At 59.0% G+C, this 13,091-nt stretch carries 10 protein-coding genes; 3 read left to right on the top strand and 7 right to left on the bottom strand.

What is annotated here, in order from left to right; translation table 11 throughout:
• Nucleotides 1-23: 23 nt before the first annotated feature.
• The 3 genes from galS to folE form a co-directional block, all read right to left on the bottom strand.
• Nucleotides 24-1,046 carry an HTH-type transcriptional regulator GalS gene (gene galS, locus N438_RS22090; protein ID WP_012541032.1) on the bottom strand — a complete coding sequence of 341 codons (1,023 nt, stop codon included), beginning with the start codon at nucleotides 1,044-1,046 and terminating at the stop codon, nucleotides 24-26.
• 155 nt (nucleotides 1,047-1,201) lie between these two features.
• Complete coding sequence (gene yeiB, locus N438_RS22085) at nucleotides 1,202-2,359, bottom strand: DUF418 domain-containing protein YeiB (protein ID WP_116696512.1); 1,158 nt, start codon at nucleotides 2,357-2,359, stop codon at nucleotides 1,202-1,204.
• A gap of 15 nt (nucleotides 2,360-2,374) precedes the next feature.
• Nucleotides 2,375-3,043 carry a GTP cyclohydrolase I FolE gene (gene folE / locus N438_RS22080; protein ID WP_008804025.1) on the bottom strand — a complete coding sequence of 223 codons (669 nt, stop codon included), beginning with the start codon at nucleotides 3,041-3,043 and terminating at the stop codon, nucleotides 2,375-2,377.
• A gap of 360 nt (nucleotides 3,044-3,403) precedes the next feature.
• Here folE and fghA point away from each other — a divergent pair, with 360 nt between their 5' ends.
• On the top strand, nucleotides 3,404-4,237 hold the full coding sequence (gene fghA / locus N438_RS22075) for an S-formylglutathione hydrolase (protein WP_038421538.1): 834 nt from the start codon (nucleotides 3,404-3,406) through the stop codon (nucleotides 4,235-4,237).
• Between the two features lie 70 nt (nucleotides 4,238-4,307).
• Here fghA and cirA read toward each other — a convergent pair whose 3' ends face one another.
• From cirA to yieE, 3 genes are all read right to left on the bottom strand, one after another.
• A complete protein-coding gene (gene cirA / locus N438_RS22070; RefSeq protein WP_016161549.1) occupies nucleotides 4,308-6,281 on the bottom strand; it encodes a catecholate siderophore receptor CirA in 1,974 nt (657 codons plus the stop codon).
• Between the two features lie 299 nt (nucleotides 6,282-6,580).
• Nucleotides 6,581-8,050 carry an amino acid permease gene (locus N438_RS22065; protein ID WP_008804022.1) on the bottom strand — a complete coding sequence of 490 codons (1,470 nt, stop codon included), beginning with the start codon at nucleotides 8,048-8,050 and terminating at the stop codon, nucleotides 6,581-6,583.
• 177 nt (nucleotides 8,051-8,227) lie between these two features.
• The gene (gene yieE, locus N438_RS22060; RefSeq protein ID WP_008804021.1) at nucleotides 8,228-9,094 is read right to left on the bottom strand and encodes a DNA-binding transcriptional regulator YeiE; all 867 of its coding nucleotides are present in this window, start codon (nucleotides 9,092-9,094) and stop codon (nucleotides 8,228-8,230) included.
• Between the two features lie 267 nt (nucleotides 9,095-9,361).
• Here yieE and N438_RS22050 point away from each other — a divergent pair, with 267 nt between their 5' ends.
• Both N438_RS22050 and nfo read left to right on the top strand, forming a co-directional pair.
• The gene (locus tag N438_RS22050; protein ID WP_002912935.1) at nucleotides 9,362-10,411 is read left to right on the top strand and encodes a YeiH family protein; all 1,050 of its coding nucleotides are present in this window, start codon (nucleotides 9,362-9,364) and stop codon (nucleotides 10,409-10,411) included.
• 71 nt (nucleotides 10,412-10,482) lie between these two features.
• Nucleotides 10,483-11,337: a deoxyribonuclease IV gene (nfo, locus tag N438_RS22045; protein WP_012967549.1), complete on the top strand. Its 855-nt coding sequence runs from the start codon at nucleotides 10,483-10,485 to the stop codon at nucleotides 11,335-11,337.
• A gap of 52 nt (nucleotides 11,338-11,389) precedes the next feature.
• Here the strand turns inward: nfo and fruA are convergent, their stop codons facing one another.
• Nucleotides 11,390-13,084 (bottom strand): PTS fructose transporter subunit IIBC, encoded by a 1,695-nt coding sequence (fruA, locus tag N438_RS22040; RefSeq protein ID WP_012541027.1) that lies wholly within the window; start codon nucleotides 13,082-13,084, stop codon nucleotides 11,390-11,392.
• Nucleotides 13,085-13,091 lie beyond the last annotated feature (7 nt).

Here is a 13,091-nt window from a genome sequence, read left to right as displayed (position 1 = left end):
AGCGGTTACATCCCATCACCGCTTCAGTTAGTGATCGGCCCCACAGTTTGCCGCTGGGCAACGGAATGACGGCGCACCAGCGTCGGCATAAAGCAGTGCGTTGCCTCGCGATCCAGCTTGCCGGCCGCCCCCAGCAGCGCCAGCTCGGTGGCCAGCTTTGCCATCGACATTACCGGATAGCGCACGGTAGTGAGTTGAGGATCGGTGTAACGGGAAATAGGAATATCATCAAAGCCAATCAGCGACAGATGCTGCGGCACGACAATGCCGTTGTCCTTCAGGGTCGTCAGCGCGCCGGCCGCCATGCTGTCGTTATAGGCAAACACCGCGGTGAGACCGAGATTGCGCCCCAGCAGTTCGACCATCGCCGCCTCGCCGCCCTGCATATCCGGGGAGCCAGAACCGACCCAGCTGTCCGGGGCGATGATGCCCTGCTCCTGCAGCGCTTTGCTCCACCCTTCCCGGCGCATATCGTCATCTTCAATGCCGTGGTTTGAGGAGAGATAGCCGATGCGCTGGTGACCCTGATTGAGCAGCATGCGGGTGGCCATCAGCGCGCCGCTGACGTTGTCGAGCCCGACGCAGCGATGGGCAAAGCCTGGTACAATGCGGTTGATCAGCACCATTCCCGGGATATGTTGCATAAAGTCGCTCAGTTCATCATCGCTGAGCGCTTTCGAATGGACAATCAGCGCCGAGCAGCGCTGGCGGATCAGCACCTCGATGGCGTGGCGCTCTTTTTCTGCCTCGTGATAGCTGTTGCCGATCAGCACATACTTCTGATGCTGCTGGGCGACGGTATCCACCGCTTTCACCAGCGCGCCGAAGAAGGCATCGGAGACGTCCATCACCACCACGCCGATGGTATCGCTCACCTGGGTGGCCAGCGCCTGGGCGTTGGCGTTGGGCCGGTAGCCCAGTTGGGTCACCGCTTTCATCACGGCGTCGCGCGTATCCGGACTCACCAGCGCGCTGTTGTTCAGCACCCGCGACACGGTGGCCACGGATACACCCGCCTGGCGGGCGACATCACGAATGGTGATCATACTCAGCGACCTTAAGAGAATTACAGCACGTCACATTCACCTCCTGTGCTCAGCAAGGAGGCTATTCTGGCAGCGACCCGCGGTCCGCTACGTGAGTGAGGTCACACGGCTGGAAACGTTTACATCCGTTTTGTTAATGATTGTGATCGAGATCGTTATCTGGATGTGTCTTTCAATGATGTGCCTGACGCACGCAGGGTTAACTGACGCCACAGCCATTCCACCGGCCCCTGGCGGAAGCGGCGCAGCCACAGCGATGAGACAAGGAGGTTAACGGCCCAGATGGGGGGAACAAAGGCCAGCAGCTGCAGGCGATCGAAGCGCATAAACAGCCCGAGATGATAAAACAGGGTGGTGCAGATCAGGGTCTGCAACAGGTAGTTGGTCAGCGCCATGCGTCCGACGCAGGCGATAGCGCCCACCAGGCGGAAACGGCACAGCTGCGGCCAGTAGCCCCAGGCCAGCGAGGCATAGCCGATCGCCTGTAAGGGGGCGCTCAGTTCGCGCGGCGCCTGCAGCAAAAACGCGCACCAGCGATAGTCCCAGGCCAGATACCACTGGGCGAATATTGCCGGCAGATTTACCGCCATGCCGGCAACCACCAGCAGGGCACCCGTGCGCCGGTAGTGACGCAGACTGAACTGCCCTTTGAGCCAGCCGCTGCGCATTAGCGCCGCGCCCATCAGCATCATCCCCGCCAGCTGCCAGCCATACTGGGCGCCCAGCGCCAGCAGATTGTCCGATAGCATATCCGCCCGGTTGCTGACCGCCTCCATGCCGCCGTGCAGCTTCCAGTACTGCTCATACTGCAGGTTCGCCGCATCCGGCACCCAGGAGCGATTCGCCGCCGTCCCGGAGATGACTCCCAGCAGGACCAACACCACAATGCCGATGAGGTAGAGCACCACCCCGGTATTGAACAGCGATTTGACATGGTGCGCCTCACGCACCATGCGCCAGCTCACCAGCCCCACCAGGGCGTAGGCCAGCAGAATGTCGCCATCCCAGAAAAAAAGACCGTGAATGAAACCGAGCAGCGCCAGCAGCGTCAGCCGCGACTGGATCCAGCGCTTCCCTCGCGGGAGCAATAGCTGCAGACCGGCGCCAAACAGCAACGCGAACAGGGTGAGAAACTTCACCTGCGCCAGCAGGTCGAGGAGTGCCCACGTCCAGGCATCGCTGAGGGTCGCGCTTCCTGACCAGGCGGGATTGAGGTAAGCGGCCTTCGGCAAGCCGAAGGCGCTGATATTGAGAAGCAGGATACCGAGGATGGCGACGCCGCGGACAAAGTCCAGCGTGACATTTCTCTCCATGTACCCTGCTCCGTTTTAGTTGTGGTGACGTACTGCGCGCAGGAATTCCTGGCGGGTATTCTGGCTGGATTTAAACAGGCCGCCGAGAGAGGTGGTGGTGGTGGCGCTGGTCGCATCGCGAATGCCGCGCGCCTTCACGCAGTAATGCACCGCGTCAATGGATACCGCCACGTTGCTGGTGCCGAGCAGCGTCTGCAGCGCGATCAGGATCTGCTGGGTCAGACGCTCCTGGACCTGCGGACGCTGAGCGAAAAACTGCACGATGCGGTTGATTTTCGACAGGCCGATCACCGCATCTTTCGGGATATAGGCTACTGTCGCTTTACCATCGATGGTGACGAAATGGTGTTCGCAGGTGCTGGTCAGGGTGATATCGCGCACGGTCACCATTTCATCAACCTTCATTTTGTTTTCAATGACGGTGATTTTCGGGAAGCGGGAGTAATCCAGCCCGGAGAAGATCTCATCGACATACATTTTGGCGATGCGATGCGGGGTCTCCATCAGACTGTCATCACTCAGATCCAGATTCAGCAGTTGCATAATCTCGGTCATATGACCGGTAATCAAACGCTTGCGTGTTTCGTTATCAATTTCTTGTACTGGCGCACGCATCGGCGTCTCCAGCCCACGAGCGACCAGCGCTTCATGAACGAGGACGGCTTCTTTACTCAGTGATGACATTTGGGTTTCTCCTGCAGGTGTGGCGCTCTTTGCTTTTTCTGGGGGCAAAGTTTGTATTCATTGTGCGTGAGGTGGCGCACAGAATCCAGTAGCCGTAACGATAATTATTGAAATTGGCGCTGCCTTTTATTAGGGCCTGAAGCCGCGCCTCAGGCGCGGCGCCAAATCCTTATCGCCGAATCCGGAATGATCTAACCGCTGTACGCATCCATAAGCGCCATCGCTACACCGGCATGTTGGCTATAAGTTGCATTAATGATGCAGTAAGTTCTCAAAAGGAGAAAGTGAAAGTTACTCACCGGCTAATGAAATATCTGTATTATGAACGTTTACGCGCCCCCCCCTTTCGAGGAGCCTTGCATGGAACTGCTTGAAGAGCATCGCTGTTTTGACGGTCGGCAACAACGCTGGCGTCATCACTCCCCTGTCCTGAACTGCGCCATGACGTTCAGCATTTTTTTACCGCCTGAGCGCGAAACGCCGCCGCCGGTACTGTACTGGCTGTCCGGGCTAACCTGTAACGACGAAAACTTTACCACCAAGGCGGGCGCCCAGCGCATTGCCGCTGAGCTGGGCATCGCGCTGGTGATGCCGGATACCAGCCCGCGCGGTGATGAGGTCGCCAACGATGATGGATACGATCTGGGGCAAGGCGCCGGCTTCTACCTGAATGCCACCGAGGCGCCGTGGGCGGCGCACTATCGGATGTATGATTATCTGCGCGATGAACTGCCCGCGCTGATCCGTAGCGAGTTTAGCGTCGGCGAACGCTGCGCCATCAGCGGCCATTCGATGGGCGGTCACGGCGCGCTGGTAATAGCGCTCAAAAATCCGGGCCGCTACGCCAGCGTCTCCGCCTTTGCGCCGATCGTCAATCCCGGCCAGGTGCCGTGGGGCAAGAAAGCGTTTACCGCCTATCTGGGCGCGGATGAATCGACATGGCAGTCGTGGGACAGCTGCGCGCTGATGCAGGCCAGCCAGCCGGCTGACGCCGTGCCGACGCTGATCGACCAGGGCGATAACGATCCGTTCCTCGCCGGGCAATTACAGCCGGCCGTACTGGCGGAAACCGCCCGCCAGAAGGCCTGGCCGTTAACGCTGCGTATCCAGCCTGGCTACGACCACAGCTATTACTTCATTGCCTCGTTTATTGAAGACCATCTGCGCTTCCATGCGCAGCATCTCTTTGCCTAAACGCCACTGCGCCGCGAAGCAGCTTCGCGGCGCATGCTCAGGCCCGCAGGCCACGTTTTAGTGCCGACGATCAGAAGCGATAATCCACCGCCATAAAGTAGCGACGGCCCTCTTCGGTATAGCTGTAGTCGTCCCGGCTCAGATCTTTATCACCCACGTTCTGCACCCCGGAGCGCAGTTTCACGTTTTTGGTCACCTGCCATGCCGCGCCAACGTCAAACAGGGTGTAGCCGCCCGGCGTTTTGCCGGTGGCGCTTACCGCGCGTTGCTGGCCGGTATAGTTGGCCGTCACGTAGAAGGACCAGTCGTCCAGCGGTTTCCAGTCAAGCGTGCCGTTGGCGGTATGGAACGGCAGCGTCTGCAGCGGTTTGTCGCCGCCATTGCTCAGATCGCGGCCATCGTTATAGGTGTAGTTCATCGTCAGCTTCCACTCATCGCCAAACGGGATCTTCACCTCCGTCTCCACCCCTTTGATGCGGGCTTTGTTGACGTTGAAATAGCGGAAGATCGGCACGCGCTTGCCGTTGACGGTTTTCCAGCCGACAAAGTTCGGGTAGCCCGGCGCTTCGCTGGCGCTGGAGGTGCGCAGAACATCGATCATATCGTCGACATTATTCTGGAAGGTGGTGATGCTGCCTTCAACATCCTGCAGCCAGCCCTCTTCCCCACGGTAGTAGAGACCGAGCTCGAAACTTTCACTGGTTTCCGGTTTCAGATCCGGGTTACCGATGATGCTGCACGACCCGCGGCAGGAGTTGGTGGTCCAGTCGGGGTTAAGCTGCAGCAGCGACGGGGCTTTAAACGCCGTCGCCCAGCCGCCTTTGACGGTGACGGTATCGGTGGCGTTATACACCAGATAGGCCCGTGGGCTCCAGTGATCGCCATAGGTCTGATGGTCGTCCATACGAATGCCGGTGGTCAGCGCCAGCGGCTCGATAATGCGCCATTCGTCTTCGATAAACAGGGCGTACTGACTGGCGGAGGTCGACTGGCCGCCACTGCTCAGGTTGACCGGATCTTTGAGTTTATCGTGGCGCCATTCGCCGCCGAAGGTCACCAGCTGGTTAATCATGTCCAGCGGCAGGACATACTTGCCGTCGATGGCATTGCTTTCCGAGGTGATGGTCCCGTTCTGCCCCGGATTTTTGTTATCCACCTTTTCGCCGTAGAACTTGAGCTCGCTGTTACCCATATCCCAGCGGCCATTATGGCTCAGGGAGTAGTTCTCACGCTCAAGGCGGTTGCGGTCAAGGGAATCGGAATCACGATCCTGACGGTCAAAGCCATAGCCCGCCGTAAAATCATGGTTTTCGCCCGGCGTCCAGGCGAATTCAACATTGCCATCGCGGCTGGTGAAGCCCTCGATGCGCGGCGTCTCGCCGGTGGCGCTGCTGGAAGACTGCGGATCGTCCTTGGCGCGTTTTGCCAGGCTGCCGTAGGCCTTCATCCCGAGCACGCCGTCGATCAGCGGACCGCTGGTGAAGAACTGGCCGTTCCAGGTATCACCGCGGTCGCGGTGTTCCTGAATGGTGGTATCGGCGCTCAGCGTCCCGGTCCATTTCTGGCCGATTTTTTTGGTAATAATGTTGACCACGCCGCCGAGCGCATCGGAACCGTAAAGGGAGGACATCGGGCCGCGCACCACCTCGATACGTTCGATGGCATCCACCGGGATCCAGTTCAGGTCGAAGTCATTGTGGCGGAAGACGGCGTTGCGGGAGTTGACGCGTTTCCCGTCGACGAGGATCAGGGTATAGCTGCTGCTCAGACCGCGAATGCTGACGCCCTTGCGGTTATCTCCTTCGTTAGTGAGCTGGACCCCAGGGACATCGCGCAGTACGTCTTTCAGGTTCTGGACGGGCTTACGTTGTAAATCCTGCTGGGTGATGACGCTGATGCTCGCCGGCGCGTCTTTGACGCTCTGTTCAGTTGCCGAGGCGGTCACCACCAGCGTTTCTTCATTTACATCGGCGAGAGCCGGAAACGCCAATGATACGACGGACGCAGACAATCCCGCCCGGATAAAAGGGTTTAACCTGAACATTCCAAATCTCCATGAGGTGTACAACCAAACAAACAAAAAGGTGCTGCTCACACGCGCTGGCGGCCTGTCGCTCTGTCGGCGACATGCTCGCGCTGTTTTCTCGTCGATGTGGCTGGTCGCCCGATGTCAGTCTGACCCAATGGCAGAGACGGGGAGTGGCTTCATCCGTAATGGGCGAAAATGATAAAGATAATGATTACGATTATCAATATAATTATGAAGAATTGTGTCAAGCTGTAACCGTGCGGACATAAAAAAAGCCCTCTTTTCAGAGGGCTTTTATCGCACAATTGCGAAGATTAACGCTTAAAGCGGTCCGGGAAGGTCATTTCGCTGTAGCGAACAAAGCGGGTGCCTTTCGCCAGCTTGTAACCAAACCAGATGACGAGGAACAGCGGAATACCGATGTAGGTCGCCGCCACGCCGCCCCAGTCAATGGTGTCCTTGAGGAACGCTTCGTAGTTCTGTCCGAGGGTGATGATCAGGCACAGCACGAAGGCGAAGATCGGCCCCAGCGGGAAGAACCCGGAACGATACGGCAGATTATTAATATCGTTACCCTGCATGACGTAGCCGCGACGGAAACGATAGTGGCTGATCGCAATACCCAGCCAGGCGATAAAGCCGGTCATCCCGGAGGTGTTCAGCAGCCACAGGTACACCGTCTGGTTGCCGAACATGGACGTCAGGAAGCACAGCGCCGCGATAACAGTGGTCGCGTACAGCGCGTTGCGCGGCACGCCGCCACGCGACAGCTTCGAGAAAATACGCGGCGCTTTGCCGTCGCAGGCCAGGGTGTACAGCATACGCGTGGAAGCGTACATCCCGGAGTTACCGGCCGACAGAACGGCAGTCAGGATAACCGCGTTCATGATCGCCGCCGCCGACAGCAGACCAGCATGCTGGAAGACCAGCGTGAACGGGCTGACGGAGATATCCTTCACGTCGTTGCGCAGCAGGCTCGGGTCGGTGTACGGAATGATCAGGCTGATAATCAGAATGGCGAAAACGTAGAACAGCAGGATACGCCAGAAGACCTGGCGCACCGCGCGCGGGATGTTCTTCTCCGGATCCTCAGACTCACCGGCCGCGATGCCGATAAGCTCAGTGCCCTGGAAGGAGAAGCCGACAATCATCGCCACGCCGATCATCGCCGAGAAACCACCGGCGAATGGCGCATCCGCGATCCCCCAGTTGCTCCAGCCAGTGGGCTGCGACCCTTTGAAGATGCCGACAATCATCATCACGCCGACAATAATAAAGATAATGACGGTGGCGACTTTGATCAGCGAGAACCAGTATTCCGCCTCGCCAAAGCCGCGCACCGAGATCCAGTTCAGCAGGAACATAATGCCAAGGAACAAGGCGCTCCAGATCCAGCCCGGGGTATCAGGGAACCAGTAGCTCATCACCAGTTGCGAAGCCACGAGGTCAACGGCGATCGTCACCGCCCAGTTGTACCAGTAGTTCCAGCCCAGCGCGAAGCCGAAGCCTTCTTCAACATAATTCTGGCCGTAGGTGGCGAAGGAACCGGACACCGGCATAAACGCCGCCAGCTCGCCCAGGCTGGTCATCAGGAAATAGACCATCAAACCGATCAGAATATAAGACAGCAGCGCCCCGCCGGGACCTGCTTGCGAAATGGTTGCGCCAGAGGCAACAAAAAGACCCGTACCGATGGAACCGCCAATGGCGATCATGGTCAAGTGGCGCGCCTTCAGTTCACGACGTAGCGTGGGCGCTTCTGTGGTTTTAGTTTCCGAAACCATGTGATAATGCTATCCATCCAAAAAATGAGGCGCGATTGTAGCAGACGATCGGGGTTCCATCCGGTACAAATGCAAAGTTATAAGAGAGCTTCATGATCGCCCGCAAATTATTAGTAAAGCACTAACCTGCGGAATTGCCAGCGAATTCCCCCCGTTATGAGGCGTAAAAACCGGGTGCTACACCTGGCAATATTGCAGAAAACGTTGTAATGCTTTGGAAATATGCTTCTGCCGATGATGGATCCGCCACAGCGTGCGCGTCAGCCGGGGCAATGGCACTTTCAGCTCCGCCAGCGTGCCCGAGGCCAGCTGTTCGGCAATCACCCGGCGCGATAAACAGCTGATGCCCAGGCCATGCCGGACGGCGTGCTTGATCGCCTCCGAATTGCCCAGCTCCATGCCCATATGAAACGCCGGCAGATGCGACAGCAGTACATAATCGACAATCTCCCGGGTACCGGACCCATGCTCGCGCAGGATCCACGGCGCCTCAGCCAGTTGCTGCAGGGTCACCTCCCCCGCCAGCAGCGGCGAATCAGGCGCAGCAAACACCACCAGCTCATCTTCCAGCCACGGCTCGGCAATGATGTCGGCGGCATGGCACGGCCCCTCAATCAGACCGAAATCCACCCGCAGGTCGGCGACGGCGTTGATCACATCCAGGCTGTTGCCGACGCTCAATTCCACCGGCAGTTCCGGGAAGTCATGGCGATAACGGGCGATGATCTCCGGCATAATATAGTTGCCGATGGTGCTGCTGGCGTAGACCCGGATCGCCCCGTTATCGCCGCGAAACAGCTGTTCGATCTCCAGCGCCCGCTCCAGCAGCGCCAGCGCACGCGGGTACAGCAGCCGTCCGTGCTCATTCACCACCAGTCGTTTACCGACGCGGTCAAACAGCTGCACGCCGAGCTGCCCTTCCAGATCGGTCAGCGCGGCGCTGACCGCAGATTGCGAAAGCGCCAGCATCTGTGACGCCTGAGTGGTTGACCCACTCTTATGGACTTCGGCGAACACTTCCAACTGCCGCAGCGTAATATGCATAACCCACCCGTTTAGTAATCCAACCTGAATAACCTTCCTTACTATGGTGACACAAATCGAGGCGGCTGAAGGAAGGAAAATCCGCTTATGTCACAAAATCATCGTCTTGCCGGGAAACCACCCCGCTTTCGCCGCATCGCTCCCCTGCCCCCCCTTGTCAGCGACGATGCGGTCCTTAACCACTTATTACGATTGATTATAAACATATAATCAATTTTATATTTAACCGCGCGCGGCGTAACCTTTAGGCAGACAAAGGAGAAGGTTATGACAGCACTCACTTTACCCACCAAACATCGTTCCCTGTGGCATTTTGTCCCAGGCCTGGCGCTGACCGCCGCGCTGACCGGCGCCGCCCTGTGGGCCGGGAGTTTCCCGGCCATCGCCGGCGCAGGCTTTAGCGCCCTGACCCTCGCTATCCTGTTCGGGATGGTCGTCGGCAACACGGTCTACCCGAAAATCTGGCAGCCCTGCGACGGCGGGGTGATCTTCGCCAAGCAGCACCTGCTGCGCCTGGGGATCATCCTCTACGGCTTCCGCCTGACGTTCGCCCAGATTGCCGACGTCGGCGTGAGCGGTATTTTGATTGACGTTCTGACGCTCTCCAGTACCTTTTTCATCGCCTGCTTCCTTGGCCAGAAAGTGTTTGGTCTCGACAAACACACCAGCTGGCTGATCGGCGCCGGCAGCAGCATCTGCGGCGCGGCGGCTGTGCTCGCCACCGAACCGGTGGTCAAAGCCGAAGCCAGTAAAGTGACGGTCGCCGTCGCCACGGTGGTTATCTTCGGTACCATCGCCATCTTCCTCTACCCGGCGATGTACCCGCTGCTGGCGCACTGGTTTACTCCGGAGACCTACGGGATCTATATGGGTTCCACCATGCATGAAGTGGCGCAGGTGGTTGCCGCCGGCCATGCGGTCAGCCCGGACGCCGAGAACGCGGCGGTTATCGCCAAAATGCTGCGCGTCATGATGCTGGCTCCGTTCCTGCTGTTCCTGGCGGCGCGTGTTAAACAGCTGACCCCGGCAGGCAACGGCGAGAAAAGCAAAATCACCATTCCATGGTTCGCGATTATGTTCATCCTGGTGGCGGTGTTTAACTCCTTCCATCTGCTGCCGAAAGCCGTGGTGGATATGCTGGTGACGCTGGATACCGTTCTGCTGGCGATGGCAATGGCCGCCCTCGGGGTTACCACTCACGTCAGCGCGCTGAAAAAAGCCGGGGCGAAACCGCTGCTGATGGCGCTGATGCTGTTCGTCTGGTTGATTGTCGGCGGCGGGGTCATTAACGTCGCTATCCACAGCCTGATGGCATAAAGCACTACATCTTTCTCCAGTTAAGCCGCTATCATTACCCACCCCCCAGCGGCTTTAACTGGAGTTTTTTTATGAAATACGTAGGAGCGCACGTGAGCGCCTCAGGTGGACTGGCCAATGCCGCCATTCGCGCCGCCGAAATCGAAGCAACCGCCTTCGCCCTCTTCACCAAAAACCAGCGCCAGTGGCGCGCCGCGCCGCTCAGCGACGAAACCATCGCCGAATTCAAAGCCGCCTGCGAAAAGTATCACTTTGGCCCCGGGCAGATCCTGCCGCACGACAGCTACCTGATTAACCTCGGCCATCCGGTGGAAGAGGCGCTGGAAAAATCCCGTGATGCCTTCATTGATGAGATGACCCGCTGCCAGCAGCTGGGGCTGACGCTGCTCAACTTCCACCCCGGCAGTCATCTGCAGCAGATCCCGGAGGAGGCGTGCCTGGCGCGCATCGCCGAATCGATCAATATCGCGCTGGCGAAGACCGAAGGCGTTACTGCGGTTATCGAAAATACCGCCGGCCAGGGCAGCAACCTCGGCTTTAAGTTCGAGCACCTCGCGGCGATTATCGACGGCGTGGAAGATAAATCCCGCGTCGGCGTCTGCATCGATACCTGCCACGCGTTCGCCGCCGGCTATGACCTGCGCAGCGCCGAAGCCTGCGAGAAGACCTTTGCCGACTTCGAGCGTATCGTCGGCTTCCAGTATCTGCGCGGCATGCACCTGAATGATGCCAAGAGTACGTTTGGCAGCCGCGTTGACCGTCACCATAGCCTTGGCGAAGGCAACATTGGCCACGACTGCTTCCGCTGGATCATGCAGGACAGCCGCTTCGACGGCATTCCACTGATTCTGGAAACCATCAACCCGGATATCTGGGCGGAAGAGATTGCCTGGCTGCGGGCGCAGCAGATCGCCGAAGTGGCGTAAAACAGAGACAAAAAAAGGGCCGAACAATCGGCCCTTTTTTATTACGGTAAGATTATGCCGCTTTTTCGACGTCCACTACCTGCGCTTCCGGGCGTTTCAGCACCGCGTAGGAGAGGCCCGCCACCAGCGTCCCGGCAACAATCGCCAGCAGGTAGCCCAGCACCGGCGTAATCGCTCCCGGGATCAGCAGGACAAACAGACCGCCGTGCGGAGCCATCAGTTTCGCGCCAATCGCCATCGAGATTGCGCCGGTTACCGCGCCGCCGACGATGCAGCAAGGCAGCACGCGCATCGGGTCACGGGCGGCAAAAGGAATTGCCCCTTCAGAGATAAAGCACAGGCCGAGAACCAACGCGGCTTTCCCCCCTTCACGCTGCCCTTTGTCGAACTTATTGCGGGCAACCAGCGTCGCGATACCCATCGCCAGCGGAGGCACCATACCGGCCGCCATGATCGCCGCCATCGGCGCGTAGGTCTGGGTACTCAGCAGGCCCACGCCAAAGGCATAAGCCGCTTTATTCACTGGCCCGCCCATGTCGGTACACATCATCGCGCCGAGGATTGCGCCTAACAGAACCGCGTTCGCGGTGCCCATGGTTTGCAGCCAGTGGGTCAGCCAGGCGAGAATACCGGCTACCGGTTTACCGATCAGGTAGATCATCGCCAGACCCACGATCAGGCTGGAGACCAGCGGAATGATCAGGATTGGCTTCAACGCTTCCATACTCTGCGGCAGTTTCAGCTTCGTGCTGATGGCTTTCGCCACGTAACCGGCAAGGAAACCAGCAATGATCCCGCCAATAAAGCCGGAGCCGCCGCTGACCGCCAGCATACCGCCGATAAGACCCGGGGTCAGGCCCGGACGGTCGGCAATGGAGAAGGCGATAAAGCCTGCCAGCACCGGTACCATCAGCGCGAAGGCCGAGCCGCCGCCGATCTGCATCAGCGCCGCCGCCAGGGTGTCTTTCACTTCAAACGCTTTGATCCCGAAGGCAAAGGAGAGCGCAATACACAGGCCCCCGGCCACCACCATCGGCAGCATGTAGGAGACGCCGGTCAGCAGGTGGCGGTAGGCGCCCGCCGACTCTTTTTTCCCTTCGCCAGCAGCCTGAGGTTTACCGGACGGCTGGTACGGTTTGGCTTCGGCCACCGCTTTATCCAGCTCCTGGGCGGTTTTCTTCAGCGCCAGACCGGTGGTGGTGCGATACATTGGCTTACCGGCGAATTTCGCCAGGTCCACCTCGATATCGGCAGCGACGATCACCAGATCCGCCTCGGCCACCTCTTCCGGGGTGATGGCATTGCCAGCCCCGACGGAGCCGCGGGTTTCCACCTTCACCCACCAGCCGCGTTTTTTGGCTTCGGTTTCGATGGCTTCTGCCGCCATAAAGGTATGAGCAACGCCGGTCGGGCAGGCCGTGACCGCGACAATACGTTTCGGTCCGCCGGTAGCCGCCGGGACTGCCGCAGCGGCAGGGGCCGCGTACGGCGTTGCGTGACCTTTGGCTTCGCTGAGGAACAGCTCCGGGTGCGCCACGGCGCGATTAATATCGCCGAGGTAGACCTGTTTGCCGTTCAGCGCGCTGTCGGTGGGCAGCGCCGCGCCCAGCACAATCACCAGTTCGGCGTCGTTCGGGTTATCAATCAGTTCAAGGTGCGCTTTAGGCGCTGCCGCTCCCAGCAGGGTTTTCGCCATATAGGCGCGCGCCTGTCCGAGTCCGGCATCAATAATCAGCAGCGTTTTCATTATGCCT

The sequence above is a fragment of the Klebsiella sp. GL120222-02 genome, from assembly GCF_003097195.1.
GTDB lineage: Bacteria > Pseudomonadota > Gammaproteobacteria > Enterobacterales > Enterobacteriaceae > Klebsiella > Klebsiella variicola.
Note: the sequence above shows the minus strand (reverse complement) of the source record. Positions and strands in the feature narration are given on the sequence as shown.